Origin of the sequence: Parasphingomonas puruogangriensis (genome assembly GCF_036663635.1) — a bacterium.
Classification (GTDB): Bacteria; Pseudomonadota; Alphaproteobacteria; order Sphingomonadales; family Sphingomonadaceae; genus Sphingomonas.
Window position 1 is genome coordinate 351,073 of the sequence record NZ_JAXOJI010000002.1, and the last position, 25,700, is coordinate 376,772.

Consider the following 25,700-nt stretch of genomic DNA (forward strand, 5'->3'; position numbering starts at 1 on the left):
AAAGCGGGAGGGGGATCTCTTACTTCCCCGTCCACACCCCGGCGCGCTTCTCGACGAACGCCGCCATGCCTTCCTTCTGGTCGGCCGTCCCGAACAACCCATGGAACAGCCGCCGCTCGAACTGCACGCCCATGGCCAGCCCGGTCTCGAACGCGGCATCGACCATTTCCTTGTTCGCCTTCACCGCCAGCGGCGCCATGCCGGCGATCGTCGTCGCGGTCTTCACGGCATCGTCGATCAGCTCGGCCGCCGGGATCACGCGGCTGACCAGACCGGCGCGCTCCGCCTCCGTCGCATCCATCATCCGCCCGGTGAGGCACATCTCCATCGCCTTGGCCTTGCCGATCGCCCGCGTCAGCCGCTGCGAGCCCCCCATGCCGGGCGACACGGCGAGCTTGATCTCGGGCTGGCCGAACTTGGCCGTATCGGCGGCGAGGATGAAGTCGCACATCATGGCCAGCTCGCACCCGCCGCCCAAAGCATAACCGGCGACCGCGGCGATGATAGGTTTGCGCGTGGCGGTCAGCGTCTCGTAGCCGGCGAAGTGATTGGTGCCGTACATCTCGGCAAAGCCTTGCGACGACATTTCCTTGATGTCAGCGCCGGCGGCAAAGGCCTTTTCGCTCCCGGTCAGCACCGCGCAGCCCTGGCTGTCATCGGCATCGAACGCAGCCAGCGCCGCCAGCAAGTCGGCGAGCACCTGCGCGTTGAGCGCGTTGAGCGCCTGGGGCCGGTTGAGCGTGATCAGCGTGACGGGCCCGCGCTGTTCGACGAGGATGGTTTCGTAAGTCATTCTGCTCTCCAAAAATCGTCATCCCAGCGAAAGCTGGGATCTTTGCGGGGCGCGCCTCACTGAGACCCCAGCTTTCGCTGGGTGACGGGTAGATTTACGCCGGCGTCCACGCCTCCGCATCCGGCAACTGCGCAAAGATCTGGTCGATCACATGGTCGCTCACGCCTTCCGGCGTGGCGGGCTCCCAGCGCGGCGCATTGTCCTTGTCCACGATCACCGCGCGCACGCCTTCCAGGAAATCATGCCGCTGCACGACATGTGCGCCGACGGCATATTCCTGCCGCATTTCATCCTCGAACGTCGCCATCTGCCGCCCTTCGTGGAGCAGGCGCAGCGATACCTTCATCGTCTGCGGCGATTTGCCGTTCAGCGTGGCGAGCTGCTGCTGCGCCCATTGGCCGCCATCGGCGGCCAGCGCGGCAAAGATATCCTCGAGCACGTCCGATGCGAACAGCCGATCGATCGCGTCGCGATGCGCCAAGATGCGCGCCTCCGGCGCGGCCACTGCGAGTTCGTCGAGGACCGCGGCAATGTCCTGCGGCGTCGCGGCGATGCGCTGCTTGGCCACGTCCAGCCGGTCACCCGGCAGATAGTGCGTCGCCAGCCCCAGCGCAGAACACTCGGCACCGTCCAGCCGGTGCCCGGTCAGCGCGAGATACTGGCCGGTGCGCCCCGGCAGACGCGACAGATACCAGCCCCCGCCGACATCGGGAAACAGGCCGATCCCCGTCTCGGGCATGGCGAACTTGGTATGCTCGGTGGCGACGCGGAAATCGCACGGCAACGACAGCCCGACGCCGCCACCCATGGTGATCCCATCCATGAACGCCACCGTCGGCTTGGCGTAGGTGAACAGCCGGTGGTTGAGCCGATATTCGACGTGAAAAAAGGCGCGCGCCTCCACGCCGTCCGTCGCGACGGACTCGGCCAGCATGCGGATGTCCCCGCCGGCACAAAAGCCGCGGCCCTCGGCATGATCGATCACGATCGCTTCGATCGCGGGATCGGTCGCCCAATTGTCGAGCGCGCCGAGCATTGCCTCGCACATCGCCGTGTTGAGGGCGTGGAGCGCCTTGGGCCGGTTGAGCCGAAGCCGGCCGAGCGGGCCTTCGGCAAGAGTGAGGGCGTCGCTCAAATTCCCTCTCCCTTTGGGAGAGAGTGTCGGGTCGGCCATGCCCCCGGCATGGCCTCAACAGCGCGGGGCGCTGTTGACCCGACACTGGAGGAGCGAAGCGACGGAAGGGTGAGGGCGACCAGTGTAACCAACGTCGCCCTCACCCTTCCCACGGCTGCGCCGCGGGCCCCTTCCCTCTCCCGCTGGGAGAGGGAGTTTAGGCGCATCTCGCTCATTGCCGCGTCAGCTCCCGCCCGACGATCATGCGCATCACCTGGTTCGTCCCCTCGAGAATCGAATGCACCCTGAGATCGCGCCAGAAGCGCTCGATCGGGTAATCCTGCAGATAGCCGTACCCGCCATGCAATTGCAGCGCGCGATCGACGATCGAGCTGCCATTGTCGGTCGCCAGCCTTTTGGCCATGGCCGAGAAGCGCGACTTATCCGGCGCGTTGGCGCTCACTTTCGCAGCGGCGATATACAGCAACGCGCGCGCCGCCTCCAGGTCGGTCGCCATGTCCGCCAGCGTGAACTGCGTGTTCTGGAAATCCGCCACGGCCTGGCCGAACTGCTGCCGCTCCTTGGTATAGGTGATCGATTCGTCGAGGCAGCGTTGCGCGCCACCGAGCGAACACGCCCCGATATTGAGCCGCCCACCGTCCAGCCCCGCCATCGCGAAGCGGAACCCATCGCCCTCTACGCCAACGAGATTCTCGACCGGGACACGGCAATCCTCGAAAATTACCTGCGCCGTTGGCGAGGCGTTCCAGCCGAGCTTGCGCTCCGGCGCGCCGAACGACAGGCCCGGCGTATCCTTCTCGACCACCACGCAGGAAATGCCTTTCGACCTCTCCTCGCTGGTGCGCACCATGCAGACATACAGGTCGTTATAGCCCGCGCCCGAGATGAACTGCTTGGTGCCGTTGAGCACATAATGATCGCCGTCCCGCTTGGCGCTGGTCTTCAGCGCTGCCGCGTCGGAGCCGGAGCCCGGCTCGGTCAGGCAATAACTGGCGATCTTGTCCATGCCGACCAGCGACGGCAGGAAGCGATCCTTGATCTCCTGCCCGCCGAAGCGATCGATCATCCACGTCGCCATATTGTGGATCGAAATGAAGGCGCTGGTCGCCGGGCAGCCATAGGCCATCGCCTCCATGATCAGCGCCGCTTCCAGCCGGCCCAGCCCGATCCCGCCGCTCTCCTCGCCGACATAGATCGCGCCGAAGCCGAGTTCGCCCGCCGCCTTCCACACATCGACGGGATAATGGCGCTTCTCGTCCCATTCGCCGGCAAATGGCGTGATGCGATCGGCAGTGAACTTGCGCGCCAGATCCTGGATCTCGCGCTGCTCGTCGGTAAGGTCGAACTGGTTGGTCATTTGGCTCTCGTCTCGAGGATCAGCAACGCTCGTAGCGGTAGGTCTTGCCGCCCGGCTCCAAGCGCTGGAGCACGGTGCCGGCGGAGGTCAGTTCAAGCTGGTCGCGGCGCGGCGCGACGCCCTTGTCGGTAAAAGTCAGGTCGGCGATCACCTTGTAGCGCGACGGGCCGCCAATCACCTTGGCATCGGCGCTTGCGGTATAGAAAGTGAGGGTGCTGCCACGGATCACCAGCAGCCCCCTGGTATCGCTGCGCGCGACATCGCAATCGGCCGGGGTAATGCCCCAGCGGCCCTCGAACTGCGGCGGCAGCGCGCCCGGCGGCGCGGCGCGCTCCTCGCTGATCGGCAGGCCGCGTGGAAGATTGCGCTCGGGCACTTGCTGTACAGTGTCGATCGCCGCTTCGGCCTGCGCCTCGTTGACCGTCGGCGTATCGTTATCGGCGCAGGCGGCGAGCGCCAGCGCAGGGATCAGGCAGAAAGGCATCAGACGGCGCATCGGCATTCCTTCGGCAACGTTACGATCACGCAACGCACCTGCGCGGCCAATGCTCCGCCATGTCAGGCGCACTTGGCATAGACATAGGACACCGATGGCTCTTCCTCGGCCCGTGCCAGCGTCTTGCCGCCATCGCTGAGGTCGAACACGGTGCGGCTCTGCCAGGTCTGGCCTTCGCCGCTGAACGACAGATCGGCGGCAATCCGGGTCGGCGAGGAGACGCTGAGCTTGGCGATCGTCGCGCGCGACTCATAGAATTTGATCGCATCGGCGGAGACGGTGATGAGCCCCTTGTTATCGTCGCGCTTGGGGTCGCAATCATTGGCGTTCATGCCCCAGCGCCCACGGAACGCGACGGGGAAAGCGCGCGCCGCAACGGCGGCCTTGATCGGCGTGGCGGACGGCGTGGGTGTCGGCGCGGGGGCCGGACTCGCCGTGGCGATATCGGTCGGGCCGGCCGGGGCGACGATGCCGACATCGCCGCTCGGCGCGACCTCGGCCTGCGTCTCGTTGCTCGCCGCGGGCGGTTCGCTCGAACAGGCGGCCAGCGCGAGCAGCGTTGCGAGTGCGATGATCTTCATGCGCGTCCTCCTCAACCCATCGTCGGAATGACGAACGCATTCCCGCCATCGCCGACCCCGCCATCCGGCCAGCGCTGCGTGATCGTCTTGACCTTAGTCCAGAACTTCACGCCCTCTATACCGTGCTGGTTGGTGTCGCCGAATGCCGAGCGCTTCCACCCGCCGAACGTGTGATACGCCACCGGCACCGGGATCGGCACGTTGATCCCGACCATCCCGACATTCACCCGCGCGGCAAATTCCCGTGCGGCGTGGCCGTTGCGCGTGAAGATCGCCACGCCATTGCCATATTGATGCTCGCTCGGCAGGCGCACCGCTTCCTCGAAATCGGCCGCGCGGACGATCTGCAGCACCGGGCCGAAAATCTCTTCCTTATACGCCTGCATGTCGGGCGTGACGTGATCGAACAGGCTGGGCCCGATGAAGAAGCCTTGCTCATGCCCCTGCAACGCGAACCCGCGGCCGTCGACGACCAGTTCCGCCCCTTCGTCGACGCCGGTCTGGATCCAGTTCTCGACGCGCTGTTTGTGCGCTGCATTGACCACCGGGCCGTAATGCGCCTCGCTGTCGGTCGAGATGCCGACGCGCAGCGCGGCGATCGCGGGGATCAGCTTTTCGCGCAGCGCGATGGCGGTTTTCTCGCCGACCGGCACGACCACCGGCAGCGCCATGCAACGCTCGCCGGCCGAGCCGAACGCCGCGCCGGACAGATCGGCGACGACCTGATCGAGATCGGCGTCGGGCATGACGATGCCGTGATTCTTGGCCCCGCCCATCGCCTGCACGCGCTTGCCCGCCGCCACGCCGCGCCGGTAGACGTAATGCGCGATATCAGACGAGCCGACGAAGCTGACTGCGCTGATCGCCGGGTGATCGAGGATCGCGTCGACCATTTCCTTGTCGCCGTGCACGACCTGCAAAATGCCCTCCGGCAAGCCGGCCTCGAGGAACAGCTCGCCCAGCCGCACCGGCACCGAGGGGTCACGCTCCGATGGCTTGAGGATGAACGCATTGCCGGTGGCGATGGCCACGCCCGACATCCAGAGCGGGATCATGCCGGGGAAATTGAACGGCGTGATGCCGGCGCCGATGCCAAGCGGCTGGCGCACCGAATAGACGTCGATCCCCGGCCCCGCGCCCTGCGTATACTCGCCCTTCAGCACATGCGGGATGCCGCAGCAGAATTCGATCACTTCCAGCCCGCGCTGGATGTCGCCCTTGCTGTCGGCGATGACCTTGCCGTGCTCCGACGACAGCAGGTGCGCCAGTTCGTCTAAGTTGGCTTCGACCAACGCCTTGAAGTTGAACATCACCCGCGCCCGCCGCTGCGGGTTCGTCGCCGCCCAGCCCGGCTGCGCCTTGAGCGCCGCAGCTACCGCGGTATCGAGCACTGCCTGATCACCCAAATTGACCGTCGCCTGGACCTGGCCCGTATTGGGATCGAACACGTCGCCGGTCCGCGCTCCCGCGCCGCCAGCATGGCCCGCGATCAAATGGTCGATGACGCGCATATCACTCTCCGATTATCGTTGGCGCCCCTATCCCATCCCGGCTTGGCGCAAGCAAGCGCTAGCGGCAGCCGCGGCGACGCAACCGCTGCCGCGCCGATGCGTTGAGCCTTTGGTAGCAATGATGCGATAACGTCGCCGACATCGCCGCCCGTTCCTTGAAGGAAGCAAGCATGAGTCAGTTGGTGTCAGACGATCGCATCCCCGGCATCCATCCTGCCGATCGTCAGATGGTGCCCGGCGCGGGATTGATCATCGCCGGGTTGACCTCCGCGGTCTTGTGGGTGGCGATCGCCGCAGTGGTCGCGTTCGCTTAACCGGCCCGGCGATCGGGCGCTCAGCGCCCGATCGAACTATAGGCGAAACCGGCGCGTTCGGCATCCGATGGCGGATACACGTTGCGCAGATCGACCATGACCGGCCCGGCCATGGTCGCGGCCAGCCGCTTCAGATCGAGCGCACGATAGACGTCCCATTCGGTGACGATGACGATCGCATCGGCGCCCGCCGCCGCCTCATAGGCGTCGCCGCAATAGGTGATTTCGGGCATCATCGCCTTGGCCGCTGCCATCCCCTCGGGATCATGCCCGCGCACCTGCACGCCTGCATCCAGCAGGCTCTGCACGATGGCCAGGCTCGGCGCGTCGCGCATATCGTCGGTATTGGGTTTGAACGTCAGGCCGAGCACCGCCACGGTCTTGCCCTTGACGCTTGCGCCCCCGGTGCCGCCAAGCGCCTTGATCACCTTGCGGCCCATGGCGCGCTTGCGGTTGTCGTTCACCCGCACCACCGCCTCGACGATGTGCACCGGCGTGTCGTAATCTTCCGACGTCTTGAGCAACGCCAACGTGTCCTTGGGGAAGCACGACCCGCCATAGCCGGGGCCGGCATGGAGGAATTTGGAACCGATGCGATTGTCGAGCCCGATGCCGCGGCTGACATCCTGCACGTTCGCGCCGACCGCTTCGCACAGATCGGCGATCTCGTTGATGAAGGTGATCTTGGTCGCCAGGAACGCGTTGGCGGCATATTTGATCAGCTCGGACGTGCGCCGCCCGGTGAACAGGATCGGGCTGTGGTTGAGATACAGCGGACGGTAAACGTCGCGCATGACCTGCATCGCGCGCTCGTCCTCGGTGCCGATGACGATCCGGTCGGGGCGCTTGAAATCGCCGATCGCGGCGCCTTCGCGGAGGAATTCGGGGTTGGACACGACCGCGATCTCATGGCCGGTATTGGCCTCGGCCATGATTTCTTCGACCTTGTCGCCGGTCCCGACCGGCACGGTCGATTTGGTGACGATCACGATCGGCCCGGTGACCGCAGCGGCGATCTCCTTGCTGGCCGCGAAGACATAGGACAGGTCGGCATGGCCATCGCCGCGCCGCGACGGCGTACCGACGGCGATGAACACCGCGTCCGCACCGGCCACCGCGCTCGTCAGATCGGTGGTAAAGGTCAGCCGCCCCGCCGCGACATTGGCTTCGACCAATTTGTCGAGACCAGGCTCGAAGATCGGCATCTTGCCCGCCTTCAGCGCGGCGATCTTCGATTCGTCTTTGTCGACGCAGATGACGTCATGGCCAAAATCCGAAAAGCAAGCACCGGACACCAGGCCGACATAGCCCGAACCGATCATCGTAATACGCATGAGGAATCGCCCCTTGGGAAACCGAAAGTAAAAAAATCAGTGGATCAGCGCAGCAGGTCGACCGCGAAGGCGCGCACTGCCGGGCCGATATCGTCGCGGGCCAGCGCCAGCGCCAGATTGGCCTGAATATAGCCGGCCTTGTCGCCGCAATCGTAGCGCGCCCCGCCAAAGCGGAAGGCGTTGAACGGCTGCGTGCCGATCAACTGCGCCATCGCGTCGGTCAGTTGGATCTCGCCGCCGGCGCCCTTCTCCTGCGTCTCCAATACGCGCATCACTTCGGGCTGCAGGATGTAGCGGCCAGGGATCATCAGGTTCGACGGGGCCGAGCCCAGCGCCGGCTTTTCGATCAGCCCCTTCACCTCGACCAGCGCGCCATTCTGCGCACCGGGATCGATGATGCCATATTTGTCGGTTTCCTGATCCGGCACTTCATAACCGCACACCAGATTGCCGCCGACTTGGGCATAAGCATCAACCATCTGCTTAAGGCAGCCGGGCTGACCCATCATCAGTTCATCGGCCAGCAGGATCGCGAACGGCTCGTTACCCACGATGTCGCGCGCGCACCATACGGCATGGCCCAGGCCCATCGGCTCCTGCTGCCGCACATAGGCGACCGCGCCGGGCTGGAGCCGCGTGCTGTCCAGCACCTGCAGCGATTTGCCGCGGCTGGTCATCGTCGCTTCCAGCTCATAGGCGATATCGAAATGGTCTTCGATCGCGGACTTGCCGCGCCCCGTGACGAAGATAATCTGCTCGATCCCCGCCTCGACCGCTTCGTCGACGGCATATTGGATCAACGGGCGATCGACGACCGGCAGCATTTCCTTCGGCATCGCCTTGGTCGCCGGCAAAAACCGCGTACCGAGGCCGCCGACCGGGAATACCGCTTTGCGCACTGGCTTGATCATCGAGGGCCCCTAGAACTCACGGTGTCGCTCTATGCTCTAGGCGGTGGCGAGACAAGGCCAATGGCGGCAGTATTGCCGCCATTCAGCTATAGACGTCGCGCACCGTTTCCATGGCCACGAAGGTCGACGTGCTGGCGACGTGCGGCAGACTGGAAATCTTTTCGCCCAGGACGATGCGGTAGCGGCGAATGTCCGACGTGCGCACCTTGAGCAGGTAATCGAAACTGCTGGCGATCATGTGGCATTCCTCCACCTCGGGAATGCGGCGCACCGCCGCATTGAATTGGCCCAGCGCCGCCTCGCGCGTGTCGGACAGCTTCACTTCGGTAAAAGCGACATGATCGAGCCCCAGCCGGGCGGGATCGAGGATCGCGCGGAAGCCGCGAATATAGCCGTCGTCGATCAGCCGTCGAAGGCGCACCTGCGCCGGCGTCTTCGATAGTCCGACGCGCTCAGCCAGGTCGGTGACGGTCATCCGACCATCCTCGGCCAGCGCCTGCATGATAGCGCGATCGAACCGGTCGATCCGACTGTCTAGCGCAACCTGATCAGTGTCTTTGGCTGTCATTGACGCAATTTTCGGGCGCATCGTCTGTTTCGTCAAGCGAATTTGGACGGATTGCCCTCGGTGTAAACGCTATAGCGCAAACATCACCATCCTGCCGAGGATCGCCATGTCCAGCGTCTTGCCGTTCGCCGATTTCGCCCCGCCGGTGCGGCCATCCGATCCGTTGCGCCGCGCCATCACTGCCGCGGCGCGCGTTGCCGAGACCGACTGTGTCCCGAAACTGGTCAGCGCCGCGACGCTGTCGCCCGCGCTGCGCGCCACGGCGGCAGCCACCGCGCGTACGCTGATCGAACGCCTCCGTGCGACGCCCAAGCGCGGCGGCGTGCAGGCGCTGGTGCAGGAATATGCGCTGTCGAGCCAGGAAGGCGTGGCGCTGATGTGCCTGGCCGAGGCGCTGTTGCGCATCCCCGATACGGCGACGCGCGACGCCCTGATCCGCGACAAGATCGCCGGCGGCGATTGGGCGTCGCATCTCGGCGATGGGCGCTCGTTGTTCGTCAACGCCGCAACCTGGGGCCTCGTCGTCACCGGCAAGTTGACCAACAGCGCCGATGATCGCGGCCTCGGCCACGCCCTTACGCGGCTGGTCGCGCGCGTCGGCGAGCCGGTGATCCGCCGCGGCGTCGATATCGCGATGCGCATGATGGGCGAACAATTCGTCACCGGGCAAACGATCGACGAAGCGCTCAAACGCTCGCGTGACCGCGAAGCGCGCGGCTATGCCTTTTCCTACGACATGCTCGGCGAAGCGGCGACCACTGCAGCCGATGCGGCACGCTATCTTGCCGATTACGAACAGGCGATCCACGCCATCGGCAAGGCCTCTGCGGGCCGCGGCATCTTCGCCGGCCCCGGTATTTCGATCAAACTCTCTGCGCTGCATCCGCGCTACGCCCGGTCGCAGCAGGCGCGCGTGATGGCGGAATTGCTGCCCCGCGTACGCGATCTGGCGATCCTGGCGCGCAGCTACGATATCGGCTTCAACATCGACGCGGAGGAAGCCGACCGGCTCGAAATCTCGCTCGATATCCTGCAGTCGCTAGCCGAGGATCCGGCACTGGCGGACTGGGCCGGCCTGGGCTTCGTCGTCCAGGCGTATGGCAAGCGCTGCCCGCTGGTGATCGATTTCATCGTCGCGCTGGCGCGGGCGAACCAGCGCCGGATCATGGTCCGGCTGGTGAAAGGCGCCTATTGGGATGCCGAAATCAAGCGCGCGCAGGTCGACGGGCTCACCGATTATCCGGTCTATACCCGGAAAATCTACACCGACGTCGCGTACATCGCCTGCGCCCGCAAGCTGCTTGCCGCCAAGGATGCCGTGTTCCCGCAATTCGCCACGCACAATGCGCAGACCCTGGCCACGATCCACACGCTGGCCGGCCCCGATTTCACCATCGGCGATTACGAATTCCAGTGCCTGCACGGCATGGGCGAGCCGCTCTACGACCAGGTCGTCGGCGCGGACAAGCTCGACCGGCCGTGCCGCGTCTATGCGCCCGTCGGCACGCATGAGACCCTGCTCGCCTATCTCGTCCGCCGGTTGCTCGAGAACGGCGCCAACTCCTCGTTCGTCAACCAGATCGGCGATCCCGACGTGGCCATAGCCGACCTGATCGCCGATCCGGTCGAGCGGGTCGCGGCGATGCGCGTGCCCGGTCAACCGCACGAGCAGATCGCCCTGCCCGCCGCGATCTACGGCGCGCGGCGCAATTCCGCCGGCCTGGATCTCAGCGACGAAGCCGCGCTCGCCCGGCTGAGCGACGCCTTGAGCGACAGCGCGCGCCGCGATTGGACCGCCGGGGTCGGCGAGTCCCGCCAGGTGCTCAACCCGGCGGATCACCGCGATGTCGTCGGCCATGTCGCCGAAGCCAGCGAAGGAGCAGCGCGGGCCGCCGTGGCAGAGGCCCTGGCCGCAGCGCAAAGCTGGGCCGCCGTACCGGTATCGACGCGCGCCGCCTGCCTCGATCGCGCCGCCGACCTGCTCGAACAGCGCATGCCCGTCCTGCTCGGCCTGATCATCCGCGAGGCCGGCAAATCCGCCGCCAATGCCGTATCCGAAGTGCGCGAAGCGGTCGATTTCCTGCGCTATTACGCCGCGCAAGCCCGGCAGACGCTCGCCGCGGGCATACCGCTGGGCCCGATCGTGTGCATCAGCCCGTGGAATTTCCCGCTGGCGATCTTCACCGGCCAGGTTGCCGCGGCGCTGGTCGCCGGCAATCCGGTGCTGGCCAAGCCGGCCGAGGAAACCCCGCTGATCGCCGCCGAAGCGGTGCGCATCCTGCACGAAGCCGGCGTGCCGGCCAACGTCCTCCAGCTCGTCCCCGGCGCGGGTCAGGTCGGCGCGGCGCTGGTCGGTGCGGACGCCACCGCTGGTGTCATGTTCACCGGCTCGACCGACGTTGCGCGACTGATCCAACGCCAGCTCGCCGGCCGACTGTCTGCCGATGGCAAGCCGATCCCGCTGATTGCCGAAACCGGTGGCCAGAATGCCATGATCGTCGATTCATCGGCGCTGGCCGAACAGGTCGTGGCCGATGTGCTCGCCTCCGCCTTCGACAGCGCCGGGCAACGGTGCTCGGCGCTGCGTCTGCTATGCCTGCAGGACGAGATCGCCGATCGCACGCTGGCTATGCTCCAAGGCGCCGTGGCTGAACTCTCGGTCGGCGTGACGGATAAGCTGCGCGTCGATATCGGCCCGGTGATCACCGCCGAGGCACGCGACGGTATCGACGCGCATATCGCCGCGATGCGCGCGGCCGGCCATGCCGTGACGCGAACCCCGCTCGGCCGCGAAACCGCGCGCGGCACGTTCGTTGCCCCGACGATCATCGAGATCGATCGCATCGGCGCGCTCAACCGCGAAATCTTCGGCCCGGTCCTGCATGTCGTGCGCTTCCCGAGCGGCGGGCTCGACGCCTTGATCGACGCGATCAACGCCACCGGCTACGGCCTCACCTTCGGGCTGCATACGCGCCTCGACGCCACCGTCGACCGGGTCACGCGCAAGGTCGAAGCGGGCAATCTCTACGTCAACCGCAACATCATCGGTGCAGTGGTCGGCGTGCAGCCGTTCGGCGGGCGTGGCCTGTCCGGCACCGGCCCCAAGGCTGGCGGCCCGCTCTATCTGGCGAAGCTCGTCGCCGCGCAAAGCTGGGACGGCGGCCCCGCCGGCGGCACGGCCGATGCGGCGCTGGTCGCCTTTGGCGCGTGGCTGATCGGGCATGGCGACGCGGAAAGCGCCGCCGCGGTAACCGCGCTCGGCCGGCAATCGCGGCTCGGCCAGGAGATCGAGCTGCCCGGCCCGGTCGGCGAGCGCAATATATACGGCTATCACCCGCGCGGCCGCGTGGCTGTCATCGCGCAGACCGAGGCCGGCCTGTGGCGCCAGATCGGCGCGGTGCTGGCGACCGGCAACCACGCCGTCGTGATCGGCGGCCCGGTAACCGCCGCGCCCATCGGCCTGCCGGCGATCGTCGCGGCCCGGATCGACTGGTCGCAGCCGGGTCTGCGCGACGCGCCCAAGCTCGCCGCCGCGCTGATCGACGGCGACGCGGCGGACATCGCCGCCGCCTCCACGACGCTGGCGGCGCGGGAGGGCGCGATCGTGTCGCTACAGGCCGGCGGCCCCGACGGCTACATGCTCGATTGGCTGCTGGAAGAGGTGTCGGTGTCGATCAACACCACGGCGGCGGGCGGCAATGCCAGCCTGATGGCGCTGGCGTAAGCATCACGAAATTGGGCGCTTCCCCGGCGAAAGCCGGGGAAGTGACGTGACCGGGGTAGGCGCCTACCGCTTCGGCGCTGGTGCCGGGGCCGCGATCGTCTCGCGGTTGAACGTGATCGTGGTGATCTTGGCGTCCAGCCCCTTGACCACATCCGCCGTCAGATCGTTGGCGAGATTGCCGCCCAGCACCGAATTGCGATCGAGCAGCAGTCCGCATTTGCGCGCGCCATAGGCCTGCGCCAGCACCGGCTGCGCTTCGGCGGCGACGCGTTGCAGCGCCTTGGCGCGGGTCGCCTCGATTTCCTGGCTGCGGCGCTGCGCCTTGGCCTGGACCAGCTGCAGCCGCGCGTTGAGCGCGCGTTCGCGTGTCACGCGCTGTTCCGGGGTCAGCTTGGCGGCCTCGGCCTGGAACGCCTTGACGTCGGCATCGATCGGCGCACGTTCACCATCCACCTCGCGCTGCGCATCGCTGGCGATCTGGCGGATCCGCGCATCGGCGGCCAGGCCGATCTTGGCGTTGGCGAAGATCGCCTGGCGCGATACCAGGCAGATGCCGGGAAGCAGCGGGCCACCCAACCCTTCGGCGATCGGTGCGGCAGGCACGGTCTGGGCGAGCGCTGGTGTAATCGTCAGCGGCAGTGCTGCGATGATCAAGGCAAACATCTTCATCGATCTGTCCTTCGTTTCGCGCAGGAAGGCGCGCCCACGCGGCGATGGCCGGCCGGGCATGGCACCTGATACCCGTCGCGGCGGCGCTTGTGAGCAACCTTTCGACATGCCCGCGAAATTATTTTGCGACGCCACGGCCAGTTGGGCGCATCGCGCGTTAGCGCTGCCTGGACCATGACATCGCCGATGTCGCCTGGGGAGGACGGACGCTGGACGACATAGCCGGATGGGTCGCGCCGATCGCGACGATGATCGCTGCGATGATGACCGCCGCCAATCTCGGCGCGCGAGTCACCGGCTGGGGCTTCATCGTGTTCACGGTGGGATCGGTGTGCTGGTCGATCGTCGGCTTTTCGTCCGACCAGACCAATCTGCTCGCCACCAACGTCTTCCTGACGCTGGTCAACGGCGTCGGTATCTGGCGCTGGCTGGGCCGCCAGCGCGCCTATGAAGATGGCGGCAAATCGGCGCAGGAGGCCAGCCGCCGCTGCGCCGCACCCAACCTGTTCACCGCCGGCGGCATTGCCGGCATGGCGGTGGAAGACACGCATGGCGAGACGATCGGCAAGGCGGTCGAGGCGCTGGTCGAGTGCAGCACCGGCACGCTGAGCTATGTCGTGGTGGCCAGCGGCGGCGTTGGCGGCGTGGCGGAGCAGCTGCGCGCCGTGCCGCACGATGCGATCAGCATCGGACACGATCGCATCGTGTTGCAGCTACCGGCTGCCGACTTTGCCGCCCTCCCCCCACTTACCTCCGGCGACTGGCCCGCCGCCGCCCCTTCCGTGAAAGTCGCTGCCGCATGAATCTCGCTTATGTTGCCACCCGTATTGCCCAGACGCTGGAGACGGACGATCTCGTCTTCCTCACCGATGACGAACAGCAGGCCGATGCGCTGGCCTGCGCGCTGGCTGCGATCCTGCCGCCCCACAGCGTGTTCTTCATCCCCTCCAGCGACACCTTGCCCGGCGACGTGACCCCCGCCTCCCCCGCCAATGCCGGCCGCCGCGTCGCCGCCTTGCGCGCGCTGCGCCTCGCGCAGCAACAGCCGGATCGCCCGCGCCTCGTCTGTATCCTCAGCGGCGAAGCCGCCGCGCGGCGCTATCCGCACCCCAAGGCACTCGATACGGCGCCGCCGGCGCTCGTGATCGGCCAGCATATCGATACCGACACATTTGCCGCCACGCTCGAAGAGCTCGGCTATTTCGCCGACGACCGTGTCGACGAGCCGGGCGAGATGGCGGTGCGCGGGGAAGTGATCGACATCTATCCCGCCGATGCCGGCCTGCCGGCGCGGATCGACGTCGCCGATGGCCGTATCGTCGCGATCCGCTGCTATGATCCGATTACCCAGCGCACCGTTGCCGAACTGGAAATCTTGGAAATCGGCCGCGCCGCCGAACCGCCGCTGGCCGAAGCGACGCCGATCCTCGCCCACTTCAAACCTGCGCTCCTCGCGCTGTCCGAACAGGCCGATAAGCGCCGGCAGCGCTTCATCCAGCTGGCGGACGATGCCGTTGGCGGTGGTGGCGCAGCGATCGATGCGATCGACGACAAGGCCTGGAAGACCGCGCTCAAGAAGTGGCGCACGATCGACTTTACCGACGAGATCGTCGCCGTGCCGCATTTCGCCGAACAACGCAGCCCGCTGGCCGCCTTTGCGCGCTTCGCCAAGCCGCTGCTCGACACGCGCGCGCTATTGCTCGCCGGCAGCCAACGCGACATCCGCTTCCTGCGCGGCAAGGTCGCCAAGCGTCTCGCGCTGGACCTGACCGAGCTCAGCGATTGGGCCGGCATTACCGCGCTCGCCCCCGGCAGCGCCGCCACGATCGACATGCCGGTCGATGCCGGCTTCGTCGATGACACGCGCGTCGTCATCGCAGCCGCCGATCTGCTCGGCAGCCGCGCGCTGCTCGGCGATACGCCTGCCAGCGTCGGCAACCCCTGGTCCGCGGGCACCGAGATCCGCCTCGGCGACGTCGTGATCCACGAGGATCATGGCGTCGCCTTGGTCTCCGGGCTGGAACCTGCGCCGCTGGCCGACAACGACACTGGCGAGATGATCGCGCTCGAATATGCCGGTGGCGCGCGGCGGCTGGTGGCGATCGACGATGCCGATCGGCTGTGGCGCTACGGCGCCGATCCCGATGCGGTAACGCTCGACAAGCTCGATGGCTCGTCGTGGCAGAAGCGCCGTGGCGATATCGATGCCTCGATCGCCGAGAGCGCGCGGGGCCTGGCCGCGCTTGCCGCCGCCCGCGCCACGCTGGAGGCGCCGATCCTGTCGCCCGATCCCGCGGCGTACGAAAAGTTCGCCAATGGCTTCCCGTTCAACGAAACGGCGGATCAGGCGCGTGCGATCGGCGCGGTGCGTGACGATCTGGCCAGCGGCAAGCCGATGGATCGGCTGATCGTCGGCGATGTCGGCTATGGCAAGACCGAAGTCGCGCTGCGTGCCGCCGCCTTCGCCGCGCTTGCCGGCCATCAAGTGGTGATCGCCGCGCCCACCACGGTGCTGGTGCGCCAGCATCTCGAAAGCTTCCGCCGCCGCTTCAAGAAATCGGGCATCACCGTCGCCGGCCTCTCCCGGCTGTCGAGCGCGGCAGAGAAAAAGGCGACCAAGGCGGGGCTCGCCGACGGCTCGATCCAGATCGTCGTGGGCACCGGCGCGGTGATGGCCAAGGGCGTGAGCTATGCCAAGCTCGGCCTGGTGGTGATCGACGAGGAGCAGCGTTTCGGCGCTGCCGACAAGGCGCGGTTGCGCGGCTCGGGCGAGGTGCATCTGCTGACGCTCAGCGCCACGCCGATCCCGCGCACGTTGCAAATGGCCCTGGTCGGGCTGCAGCAAATCTCGATCATCGCCACGCCGCCGGCGCGCCGCCAGCCGATCCGCACCAGCCTCGATAGCTATGACGACATCCGCATCCGCACGGCATTGCAGCGCGAAAAAGGTCGCGGCGGGCAGAGCTTCGTGGTCGTGCCGCGGATCGAGGACATGGCCAAGATCGGCGACAAGTTGCGCCGGCTGGTCCCCGATCTCACGCTGGTCGAGGCGCACGGCAAGATGCCGGCGGCCGATATCGACGACGTCATGGTCAGTTTCGCCGACGGCCGCGGCGATATCCTGCTCGCCACCAACATCATCGAGGCGGGGCTCGATGTGCCGCGTGCCAACACCATGATCGTATGGCGCGCCGATCGCTTCGGGCTCGCCCAGCTGCACCAGTTGCGCGGTCGCGTCGGGCGCGGCAACCGGCGCGGGCAAGTGATGCTGCTCACCGACGCGGCCGACGGGATCGGCGAACGCACGCTGAAACGCCTGCGCACGCTGGCCACGTTCGACCGCCTCGGCGCCGGGTTCGACATCAGCGCGCAGGATCTCGATATGCGCGGCGCGGGCGATCTGCTCGGCGAGACGCAGGCCGGCCATACCAAGCTGATCGGCATCGATCTGTACCAGCATCTGCTCGGCGCGGCCTTGCGTCAGGCGCGCGGCGAGGATGTCGAACGATGGACCCCGGAGCTCAATTTGGGCACCGCCGGGGCCCTGCCGGCGGACTGGATTCCCGAGCCCGATATCCGCCTGTCGCTATATGTCCGTCTCGCGCGCATCGCCGACGAGATGGATTTGGAAGCGTTCGAAGCCGAATTGCTCGACCGTTTCGGCCCTGCACCTGCGGCCGCCGAAGCGCTGCTCGCCCGCGCCCGTCTGCGCCTCGCCGCACGCGACGCCAAGGTGCAGCGCATCGACGCCGGCGCCACGGCGATTGCGCTCACCCCACGGCGGGATTTCAAGGCGGACACCGGCAGCGCCGGGCTGACCGAGAAGAATGGACGCTTCCTGCTCGCCGAGCAGACCGACGAGACCGGGCGCGTCGATCGCGTGCAGGCGCTGCTGGAGCAACTGGCGGCATGAGCTAGTCCCCCCTCACCCACGCTGCTATGCCGCCCCGAGACGAAGTGGGGCGGCAGAGAGATGCGGGTCGGGGTATTGAAACTCAAGCTGCAGCTGATCTGCGGCGAAACCTATGCCATGGGCCCGGGTAAGGCGGATATCCTCGCGGCAATCGCGCGCGAGGGATCGATCTCCGCCGCCGGTCGCGCGCTCGGCATGAGCTATCGCCGCACCTGGCTGCTGGTCGACGAGATGAACCGCTGTTTTCGCGACCGCCTGGTCGAGACGCACGCCGGCGGCAGCCGCGAGCGTGGCGCGGTGCTGACCGAGCAAGGCAAGACCGTGCTGGCGGCATATCGCGCGCTCGAGGCGCAATCGGCGGTGATCACGGGGAGCGATGCGTATCGGCAGCTAACCGAATTGGTGCGCGAGACACCGCTGCCGGCCAAGGCGACGGGCTGACTCGTTCTTCCTTCTACCCTCGCCGCTTCCGCGGCGAACGCCGCGGCCCGGTCGTGGCGTAGAAGGTAACGGGCGGGGCGCGCGATCACTTCGACCGTCGCGACTGGGCCCCGGCCTTCGCCGGGAAGCGGCGTTGAAAAGCAGCGCTCCTCGAACGCACCTTCCCTAGCTTTTCCTACACTATATACGCCCGGATACATCGAGTCGCCACTTCAGGCCGGCCAAAGGGCAAGACACATGCAGCATCCCCGCGGGTCCATCGCGCTCGGCCTGATCCTGGCCGCCTATCCGCTGTCCGCTGGCGCTCAGGAACTATCGCCCGACAGCATTGCCGCAACCCCCACCGCGGACGACACGCAGGGCCCCACTACCCTCGCCGACATCACCGTCACCGCGCGCCGCCGCCCCGAAGACGCGCAGCGTATCCCGGGTTCCCTGTCCGTCGTCACCGGCGCGACGCTCGACCGCGCCGACACGGTCAACACGCAGCAATTGTCGCAGCTCGTGCCCGCGCTCAACTACAGCTCGGCCAATCCGCGCAACACCGCCTTCACCATCCGTGGTCTCGGCAGCAGCGTCGTGGCGGTGAGCCAGGCCAATGACGGGCTGGAGCCGGGCGTCGGCTTCTATGTCGATCAGGTCTATCACGCGCGCCCGGCCACGGCGGCGTTCGATTTCAGCGATATCGATCAGGTCGAGATCGTGCGCGGGCCGCAGGGCACCCTGTTCGGCAAGAACAGCACCGCCGGCGCGATCAACATCACGACGCGGGCGCCCAGCTTCACCCGCGCGGCGACCGAGGAATTCTCCGTCGGCAGCTTCAATTTCGTCCAGGCCAAGGCCGCCGCTACCGGTCCGCTGATCGGCGACACCGTCGCCTTCCGCATCTCCGGCGTCGTCACGCGCCGCGATGGCGTGATCGACAATGTCCGCACCGGCCAGGACCAGAATCAGATCAGCAACCAGGCGCTGCGCGGGCAATTGCTGTTCAAGCCAAGCGACGCCTTGCAGGTAAAGCTGAGCGCCGATTTCACCAATTTCCAGGGCAATTGCTGCACCCAGGTCTATTACCGCGCCGCCGAACGCGACGTAGCCCGCACCGCAACGCGCCAATATGGCGGACCCGACGGCCTCGCCGCCCAGTTCGGCTATGCCCCGCCCAGCACCAACCCCTATGACCGCGTCACCGATATCGATGCCGCGCTAGGCGTCGACACCAACGAAGGCGGCCTTGCGGCGATCGCCGACTGGAATCTGGGCGGCGTCACGCTCACTTCGGTCAGTGCGTGGCGCTTCTGGAACTGGGATGCGGCGAACGACCGCGATTATACCGGCCTGGAGATCCAGGTCGAACAGCACATCCCCTCGCGCCAGGATCAATATAGCCAGGAGTTGCGCGTCGCCTCGAACGGCGCTGGCGCGCTCAATTATGTCGGCGGCCTGTATTTCTTCCGCCAGCGCGTGATCGGGCGCCCGATCTCGATCTACGGCGCCGATGCCGCGCATTATTTGATCGGCACGACCACCGGGACGGGCGCCACCGCCGTTGCTGTCCCCGCCAACCTGCTCGACGGCTATGGCACGGACGGCCGCACCGATTTTCAGTCGAACAGCTATGCCGCCTTTGGCGAGGTCAATTGGCGCCTGATCGATCGGCTGACCGTCACCGGCGGCCTGCGCTACACCTATGAGCACAAGACCGGCACCTACGACACGTTCGTGTTCGGCGGGCTGCAGACCAGCAACGCTGCGCTCAACGCCGCCAAGCTATCGATCCTGCGCGGGCAGAATTACGCCGCCAAGGTCAATGACGGCGCGCTGACCGGCCGTGCCAACATCGCCTGGCAGGCGACCGACGGTTTGCTCGGCTATGTCAGCTATGCGCGCGCCGAGAAATCTGGCGGCATCAACATGTCCGGCCTGCCGCTCGACGACCAGAACCTGCCCGCCACCGGCACCGCCGTGGTCAAGCCGGAGAAGAATACGGCGTATGAAATCGGCCTCAAGACGCGCCTGTTCGATAGTCGCCTGACCTTCAACCTCGACGCTTTCTACACCAAAGTGACCGATTTTCAGACCAATGTCAGCGATACGCGCGCCGCCGCGGCACTGCGCACCTATCTCGCCAACATCCCGCGCGTGACGGTGAAAGGCGTCGAGGCCGATCTCAACGCCGCCGTCACCCGCAATCTCGCGCTGCGCGCCTCGCTCGCTTATGCCGACGGCAGATATGCCGATTACCCCGCCGGTCCCTGCCCGATCGAATTGATCGGCAACACCGCCGCCGCCTGCGACCTGAGCGGAGTCGGTCTGCCCGGTCTGCCAAAATGGTCGGGCACGGTGGGCGGCGATTACGCTCTGCCGGTCGCGGCACTGGGTGGCGGCATGTTCGCGCATGCCGACGCCACTTATCGCGCCAAGCAATTCGGCGACCCCACCGGATCGCGCTACACGACGATCGGCAGCTACACCGTGGTCAACGGCAGCATCGGCTATCGCAGCGCCAAGGGCTACGAAATCGCGCTGTTCGCACGCAACCTGTTCGATCAGGACTATATCCAGAACGTGACCATTCAGGCCGGAAATTCCGGCCTGATCCTGGGAACGCCCAGCGACCCGCGCACGATCGGCCTGACCTTCCGCGCGCGGCAATAGGATCGGCTTGGCAGCTCGACCGTTAGCGCTCTGACGGCCGGGGGAGCAGCGCATGCGCAATATGGATTTCAGTTCGTGGCACAATGTGCTGGCGACTTTGCTCGGGCTGGCGCTGTTCACGCTGATCGGCGTCGGCACGCGGCTGTTGATGATGGTCACCATCCAGCAGCGCCGCGAGCGCATGAACCGCCAGATCAACGAACGGCTGCGCACGCTGATCGCCGCCTACAAGACATTGGGCGGGTCGTTCACCGGCGACCTGACGGTCGATCCGACGCACAAACGCGACCAGCGCCGGCGCCCCGAGAGCGATCCGGCGATCGATCTCAGCGCGGACGGCGTTGCAGGATCGGACCGCACGCGGCGCATCCGCGACGCGGTTGAGGCGGCGCTGTCCGACATCATCCTGCTCGGCACCGAAGAACAGGTGCGGCTGGCCCAGCGCGCGGTGCTCGAACTGATCGCCGGGCATCCGGTGCACACGCATGAGCTGGTCGTGTCGCTGCGCGCATTCGTGCGCGAAGCGCTGGGGCTCGATCCGATCCCGGCCGATCTGGCCATCCCGATGCAGGGGCCGACCAGGCCGTCGGGCGCCAGCGGCCGCGACAAAGGGGGCAAGGAGGGCGGCCAGGGCGGCGGTGGTGGCGGTGGTGGTGGCGGTGGCGGGATGGGCGGCGGTGGCGGCGGCATGGGCATGGGCGGCGGCATGGGCGGCGAGACGCCCGCGCAGGGCAGCGAGCATCCCGCCGCGTCCTAGGACAGACGTCACGATGTCAGATGACCGACGCTTTCCAACTCAACTAATACCTCCCCGGCGAACGCCGGGGCCCAGTCGCGAAAGTCAGTGTAAGGTAGCGCAACGCCCGAAATCCGACGTTCCACGACTGGACCCCGGCGTCCGCCGGGGAGGCGCATTTGTCGCGGCATCTAACGAACGTGCCAACGGACGGCGCCGGTTCACCCCTTCGGCGTGACCCACACCGATACCGGCACGGCAAATTTGCCCGGCGCCGGCTTGCCGACATCGACCCGGTCGGCGGTGACCAGCTCGCCGGTGGTGAGGTTGAACGACACCCAGGGCTTGGGCATGCGGCCGAACACCATTTTCTGGATCGGCTGGCCGGTGGCGGTATTCATGATCGTTGCGGTAATGCTCATGGCGGCGCGATAGCGAGGCAGGCAATGGCGTGTCCAGCCACCATGCTGAGCATTTGCGATGGGCTGCGTCGCAAGCAACACAGTGCTCCTGCGCACGCAGGAGCCCAAGGTTATGAAGCGCAGCGTTCGTAACCCTGAGCCCCCGCTTTCGCGGGGGAACTGCTTATTTGACAGCCGGCCCGCACATCGAGAATTCGTGCGGCGGATCGCCTGCCGCCCAAGGTTTCACCCGCAGCATCGCGCCCTCGAACAGTGCCGACCCGGTATGCGGTCCGACCCACGCCCGCACCCGCGGTAACGGCTGCGCCTCGAACCACGCGCGATCGACCGCAGCGAACTGGCGCACAAAGGGAAAGAGGGCGATGTCGGTCAACGACCGCGTCTCGCGGCACAGATTGCCGTGCAGGAGCAAACGCCGCTCAAGCGCCTCGAGAAAATCGAGCCCCGCCGCGCGATGCGCCAGCGGCTCGCTGTCATGCCGCTCGGGATATTTGTAGCGATCGAGGTGATGCTTGAACGACCCGTCATTGGCGGCGATCAGCGCGGCATCATGGACTCCGAGCCAGTCCTCGGGATCGTGCTGCCCAAGCGCCCACAGCATGATCTCGAAACTCTGCTCGATCACCTGCCCATTGCCCAGCACCAGCACCGGCACGGTGCCCTTGGGCGATGCCGCCAGCATCGCCGCCGGCTTGTCGCGCAACACCACTTCGCGCAGTTCCACCGCCACCCCGCTGATCAGCACCGCCATCCGCGCGCGCATCGCATAAGGGCAACGCCGGAAGCTGTAGAGCACGGCCGCCATCAGCGGCGCCGCAAGCCCTCCAGCGCGATGCCGGCCAGGTTCTGCGTACGCTTGATATAGCGCACGTGGCTGCCCGCCGGCAGCAGCGCGCGGAAGCGCTCGAGATATTCGGCCGCCGCACCGCGGCACGCGCCCTTGCCGATCGCCTGGTTGACCACCGTGGCGGCATCGCCGAGCAGCACGCAAGGCTCGCCCATGTCGGCGGCCACCGTCGCCGCCTCGATCAGCGCCAGCCATTCGGCATCGAAGCTCGAGCCATAGCCGAGATCGGGCCGCAGATACGATTTCCCGCGCGCCACGACAGCAACTTCCATCATGCCGGGATTGGGACGGCAACCGCCGTCGAAGAACACTTTGAGCACCGAAAATACCTAATAAAGCGGCGATCAGCCGCCGAAACCACGACTGCCAAAGCCACCGCCAAAACCCGAGCGCGAAATCACCGCGCTGCGCGATTGCACCCGCGCCGGCGCGCGCGCGGAAGGATTGAACGCGCTCGACCCCACCTGCGTCCGCCCGGTGACATAATCACGGCTGATCCGACCACCGCCGCCGCCGAAATAATTGCCGTCGCGATCACGGTACATCGGCGCGCCGCGATAGCCGCCGCCACCGTTCAGCATCTGCCCGATGACGAAGCCGGTCAGCAGCGGCGTGAAGAAGCTGCCGCTGCCGCCATTGCCGCGCGTGCATTGCGCCGCGCCGAACTGCGCCTCGCAGGCTTGCTGCGAGTCATAACGCGGCGCGTTCTGCTCATTGGCCTTTTGCGCCTGGGCATAGGCCGTCTCGCACTGGTCGGCGGGAATCTTGCCCGCGGTGCGGCATTCGGCGACGCTGGTATAGCTGACCGCATCGACCGGCTTGTCGACCGGGCCGTCGCACGCGGTGAGCGACAGGCCGGTGCCGGCCATCAGGCTGGTGAGGACGATGGTTTGTGATCGTTTCATCGGACGATTCCCTCAGGCGCTCATGCAGGCGGCGTTGAGCAGGCCGACGCCAAGCGAGATGCTGGCCATATAGATCGCCGCCGCCAGTTCGCCGCGCACGATCCGGTCGCTGAAATCGCGCATCACGATCATCCGCACGATGGTGAAGGCAACGATCTGGATAACGCCGGCCAGCAACGCCCACACGGCGAATTCGATCAGGCTGACGGTATGTTCCAGCGCCGAGGCAAGCGGCAGGATATAGCCGAGCAACGCCGCCCCCAGCGTGATCGCGGCGGCGACATTGCCCTCGCGGATCAACGTTCGCTCATTATACGGCGTCGCCGCCTGGTAGATCACCTTGAACGCGATGGTGAACAGGCCGGCCGCGACGAACGCGACGATGAACGCCACCGCGCTTTCCCAGAAACTATAGCTGTCGGTCATTATCGTCCCCCTGAGGCCCACTCGCTCACGCCTTAAACTCGCCGAGTTCCAGGGCCATGCCTAGCATGATTTCAAACGAAACCTCGCCCGCTTCGTTTTCCTGATCGATCGCCAGCAGCAATTCCGCCCCGTCGCCCTCGATATCGCGACCGAACAGCATGCAGGTCTGGAAGATGCGGCGATCGACGATGCCGTCGCGATCGTCGTGCAGATCCTCCCAGAACGTCACCGGTTGCTGCTTCTCCGCCTCGGCCCCGAACCAGGCGCGGGCGTATTCGGGCAGCCCTTCGTCGGTGAAGGTCCGCGCCGACAGCCGATCGCGCCATTTCGGCCGCTCGAACGGGCCGCTGGGATATTTACTGTCCCACGGCGCGAACAGCGTGACGTCGGTCACATCCTGTCCTTCACGATCGTTGGTCACCGCCTGAAACATCACATCGTCATCGGTGTAGAAACGGTGGATGAACCCGCCATCGTCGAGCGCGACCAGGCCCTGCGCCACGATCTGCAGCGTGTCCGAATCGAACGGAAACAGCAACGCGCCGCCAAAGCGCCGCCACGCCAGCGGATCGAGCACCACGGTGCGGCCGATCGTCACGTTGCGGATCGCCGACAGGCCGGGCTCCGTCGCGACTGGCTTGCGCCCGAACAGGCGATCGAACATCAAATACCTCGGCTACTGCTTGGCCGTCCGTTTAGAACAATCGGGCGAGCACCGCTAGCGCCGCATGGCGGAAGCCTTATGTAGGCGACAGCAATTAGGAGAGCCCACCGATGACCGACACCGTCTGGACCGTCCGCACGCTGAAAGCCGCGCTCGACGATAGCGCCCCCGTTCGCGATGGCGAATTCGGCCTGCGCATGGTCGAAGGCGCCGATCCGGTGCTGCTCGTTACGTTGCACCAGCACGGCGATCTCGAAGCATTCGTCAACGTCAGCGAAGAACAGATTGCCGCCTCGGTGCTGCTCTGGCCATGCGACGAACAGCCCGATCGCGCCGCGTTCAACGAATTCCTGTTGAAGGCGCAGAAGCTCGTGCCCTTGTCCAATTTCGGTATCGCCACCGTCGATGGCCGCGATTTCTACGAATTGTTCGGCGAACTGGCGACCAACACGCCGCTGCATACGATCATCACCGAGCTGCGTGCGCTGGCCGACAACGCGATCGACGCGGCGACCGAGTTGCGCGACAATTTCACCGCCCCCGCCGCCTGACCCCTTTCCGCTGGAGTAAATTCGAATGGCTATCTGGAGCAAACTCTTCACGCTCGGCCGCGCCGGCGCCAACGAGGCCGCCACCGCGGTGGTCGATCGCAACGCGCTGCGCATCCTCGATCAGGAAATCCGGGATGCGGACAAGGCCCAGGGCAAGGCGCGCGACGATCTCGCCGGCCTCGTGGCCCGCCGCCGCATCCTCGAAACCGAGGTCGAGAGTTTCCGCGCGCAGGCGGCGAAGTACGAAAGCTCCGCGCGCATGGCGATGGAAAAAGGCGATATGGATCTCGCCCGCCAGGTCGCGCAGCGCGTCGCCGATCTCGAACAGGATATCGCCATGAAGGCGCCGCAGATCGAGGACATGCGCGGCGCCGAGGACAATATCCACAAGGCCGTCGCCGCCACCGATCGCAAGATCGAGCAGCTCCGCCGCGAAGTCGAAGTCGTCAAGGTCAACGAGTCCGTGCAGAAGGCGCAGGCCACGGTTGCGGCGGCCGGCGCCGGTTCCTCGCTCGGCTCGGCGGCGGAAAGCCTCGCCCGCATCCGCGAGCGCCAGGCAATCCGCGGCGAGAAGATCCGCGCCGCCGGCGAGCTTGAGGATCGCCGCACCGGCGCCGATCTCGACGAAAAGCTGCGCCTCGCCGGGATCACGCCCGGTCATAGCTCGGCCGACGACGTGCTTGCCCGCCTCAGCCCGCCCAAGCCGACGCTGCAGATCGCGCAGCGCGACGATACCGACGCCTGAGC

The 25,700-nt window shown here is 66.5% G+C and carries 25 protein-coding genes; 9 read left to right on the top strand and 16 right to left on the bottom strand.

Annotation, left to right across the window (positions count from 1 at the left end):
* Window positions 1–19: 19 nt before the first annotated feature.
* From U1739_RS07125 to U1739_RS07150, 6 genes are all read right to left on the bottom strand, one after another.
* Window positions 20–793 (bottom strand): enoyl-CoA hydratase, encoded by a 774-nt coding sequence (locus U1739_RS07125; RefSeq protein ID WP_332705739.1) that lies wholly within the window; start codon window positions 791–793, stop codon window positions 20–22.
* Window positions 794–887: 94 nt separating this feature from the next.
* Complete coding sequence (locus U1739_RS07130; protein WP_332705742.1) at window positions 888–1,928, bottom strand: enoyl-CoA hydratase/isomerase family protein; 1,041 nt, start codon at window positions 1,926–1,928, stop codon at window positions 888–890.
* Window positions 1,929–2,139: 211 nt separating this feature from the next.
* Window positions 2,140–3,285, bottom strand: a complete 1,146-nt coding sequence (locus tag U1739_RS07135; protein WP_332705745.1) for an acyl-CoA dehydrogenase family protein — start codon at window positions 3,283–3,285, stop codon at window positions 2,140–2,142.
* 19 nt (window positions 3,286–3,304) lie between these two features.
* The gene (locus U1739_RS07140; protein WP_332705748.1) at window positions 3,305–3,781 is read right to left on the bottom strand and encodes a hypothetical protein; all 477 of its coding nucleotides are present in this window, start codon (window positions 3,779–3,781) and stop codon (window positions 3,305–3,307) included.
* A 62-nt stretch (window positions 3,782–3,843) separates the two neighbouring features.
* Window positions 3,844–4,362 (bottom strand): hypothetical protein, encoded by a 519-nt coding sequence (locus U1739_RS07145; protein WP_332705751.1) that lies wholly within the window; start codon window positions 4,360–4,362, stop codon window positions 3,844–3,846.
* Window positions 4,363–4,373: 11 nt separating this feature from the next.
* The gene (locus U1739_RS07150; protein ID WP_332705754.1) at window positions 4,374–5,873 is read right to left on the bottom strand and encodes a CoA-acylating methylmalonate-semialdehyde dehydrogenase; all 1,500 of its coding nucleotides are present in this window, start codon (window positions 5,871–5,873) and stop codon (window positions 4,374–4,376) included.
* 170 nt (window positions 5,874–6,043) lie between these two features.
* On the opposite strand from U1739_RS07150, the gene U1739_RS07155 reads away from it, so the two are divergent.
* A complete protein-coding gene (locus tag U1739_RS07155; protein WP_332705757.1) occupies window positions 6,044–6,187 on the top strand; it encodes a hypothetical protein in 144 nt (47 codons plus the stop codon).
* A gap of 20 nt (window positions 6,188–6,207) precedes the next feature.
* On the opposite strand, the gene U1739_RS07160 is transcribed toward U1739_RS07155, so the two are convergent.
* From U1739_RS07160 to U1739_RS07170, 3 genes are all read right to left on the bottom strand, one after another.
* Window positions 6,208–7,521, bottom strand: a complete 1,314-nt coding sequence (locus tag U1739_RS07160; protein ID WP_332705760.1) for a UDP-glucose dehydrogenase family protein — start codon at window positions 7,519–7,521, stop codon at window positions 6,208–6,210.
* Between the two features lie 44 nt (window positions 7,522–7,565).
* On the bottom strand, window positions 7,566–8,432 hold the full coding sequence (galU, locus tag U1739_RS07165; protein WP_332705763.1) for a UTP--glucose-1-phosphate uridylyltransferase GalU: 867 nt from the start codon (window positions 8,430–8,432) through the stop codon (window positions 7,566–7,568).
* A gap of 82 nt (window positions 8,433–8,514) precedes the next feature.
* Window positions 8,515–9,000, bottom strand: coding sequence for an Lrp/AsnC family transcriptional regulator (locus U1739_RS07170; RefSeq protein ID WP_332705766.1), 486 nt, complete (start codon window positions 8,998–9,000; stop codon window positions 8,515–8,517).
* Between the two features lie 106 nt (window positions 9,001–9,106).
* On the opposite strand from U1739_RS07170, the gene putA reads away from it, so the two are divergent.
* Entirely contained in the window at window positions 9,107–12,724 is a 3,618-nt protein-coding gene (gene putA / locus U1739_RS07175) for a trifunctional transcriptional regulator/proline dehydrogenase/L-glutamate gamma-semialdehyde dehydrogenase (protein WP_332705769.1), read from the top strand.
* A 63-nt stretch (window positions 12,725–12,787) separates the two neighbouring features.
* Here putA and U1739_RS07180 read toward each other — a convergent pair whose 3' ends face one another.
* Complete coding sequence (locus U1739_RS07180) at window positions 12,788–13,393, bottom strand: OmpH/Skp family outer membrane protein (protein WP_332705772.1); 606 nt, start codon at window positions 13,391–13,393, stop codon at window positions 12,788–12,790.
* Between the two features lie 248 nt (window positions 13,394–13,641).
* Between U1739_RS07180 and U1739_RS07185 the strand changes: the two genes are divergently transcribed.
* The 5 genes from U1739_RS07185 (at window position 13,642) to U1739_RS07205 (ending at window position 21,159) form a co-directional block, all read left to right on the top strand.
* On the top strand, window positions 13,642–14,196 hold the full coding sequence (locus U1739_RS07185) for a PRC-barrel domain-containing protein (protein ID WP_332705775.1): 555 nt from the start codon (window positions 13,642–13,644) through the stop codon (window positions 14,194–14,196).
* Complete coding sequence (locus U1739_RS07190) at window positions 14,193–17,306, top strand: helicase-related protein (RefSeq protein WP_332705778.1); 3,114 nt, start codon at window positions 14,193–14,195, stop codon at window positions 17,304–17,306. Before U1739_RS07185 ends, U1739_RS07190 begins: the two co-directional genes overlap by 4 nt.
* 60 nt (window positions 17,307–17,366) lie before the next feature.
* Window positions 17,367–17,747, top strand: a complete 381-nt coding sequence (locus U1739_RS07195) for a winged helix-turn-helix domain-containing protein (RefSeq protein WP_332705781.1) — start codon at window positions 17,367–17,369, stop codon at window positions 17,745–17,747.
* Between the two features lie 237 nt (window positions 17,748–17,984).
* A complete protein-coding gene (locus U1739_RS07200) occupies window positions 17,985–20,402 on the top strand; it encodes a TonB-dependent receptor (protein ID WP_332705783.1) in 2,418 nt (805 codons plus the stop codon).
* Window positions 20,403–20,454: 52 nt separating this feature from the next.
* The gene (locus U1739_RS07205) at window positions 20,455–21,159 is read left to right on the top strand and encodes a hypothetical protein (RefSeq protein ID WP_332705786.1); all 705 of its coding nucleotides are present in this window, start codon (window positions 20,455–20,457) and stop codon (window positions 21,157–21,159) included.
* Window positions 21,160–21,359: 200 nt separating this feature from the next.
* Here the strand turns inward: U1739_RS07205 and U1739_RS07210 are convergent, their stop codons facing one another.
* The 6 genes from U1739_RS07210 to U1739_RS07235 all read right to left on the bottom strand — a co-directional run bounded on the left by U1739_RS07210 (window position 21,360) and on the right by U1739_RS07235 (window position 24,402).
* On the bottom strand, window positions 21,360–21,560 hold the full coding sequence (locus U1739_RS07210; protein ID WP_332705789.1) for a hypothetical protein: 201 nt from the start codon (window positions 21,558–21,560) through the stop codon (window positions 21,360–21,362).
* 163 nt (window positions 21,561–21,723) lie between these two features.
* Window positions 21,724–22,365 carry a glutathione S-transferase gene (locus U1739_RS07215; RefSeq protein WP_332705792.1) on the bottom strand — a complete coding sequence of 214 codons (642 nt, stop codon included), beginning with the start codon at window positions 22,363–22,365 and terminating at the stop codon, window positions 21,724–21,726.
* Window positions 22,365–22,727 carry a ribonuclease HI gene (locus tag U1739_RS07220; protein WP_332705795.1) on the bottom strand — a complete coding sequence of 121 codons (363 nt, stop codon included), beginning with the start codon at window positions 22,725–22,727 and terminating at the stop codon, window positions 22,365–22,367. Before U1739_RS07220 ends, U1739_RS07215 begins: the two co-directional genes overlap by 1 nt.
* A gap of 24 nt (window positions 22,728–22,751) precedes the next feature.
* Entirely contained in the window at window positions 22,752–23,312 is a 561-nt protein-coding gene (locus U1739_RS07225; protein WP_332705798.1) for a DUF1190 domain-containing protein, read from the bottom strand.
* A 12-nt stretch (window positions 23,313–23,324) separates the two neighbouring features.
* A complete protein-coding gene (locus tag U1739_RS07230) occupies window positions 23,325–23,738 on the bottom strand; it encodes a DUF350 domain-containing protein (RefSeq protein ID WP_332705801.1) in 414 nt (137 codons plus the stop codon).
* Window positions 23,739–23,763: 25 nt separating this feature from the next.
* A complete protein-coding gene (locus U1739_RS07235) occupies window positions 23,764–24,402 on the bottom strand; it encodes a DUF2491 family protein (RefSeq protein ID WP_332705804.1) in 639 nt (212 codons plus the stop codon).
* A 110-nt stretch (window positions 24,403–24,512) separates the two neighbouring features.
* Here U1739_RS07235 and U1739_RS07240 point away from each other — a divergent pair, with 110 nt between their 5' ends.
* Window positions 24,513–24,953, top strand: a complete 441-nt coding sequence (locus U1739_RS07240; protein WP_332705807.1) for a YjfI family protein — start codon at window positions 24,513–24,515, stop codon at window positions 24,951–24,953.
* Between the two features lie 25 nt (window positions 24,954–24,978).
* Complete coding sequence (locus tag U1739_RS07245) at window positions 24,979–25,698, top strand: PspA/IM30 family protein (protein WP_332705810.1); 720 nt, start codon at window positions 24,979–24,981, stop codon at window positions 25,696–25,698.
* Window positions 25,699–25,700: the final 2 nt, after the last annotated feature.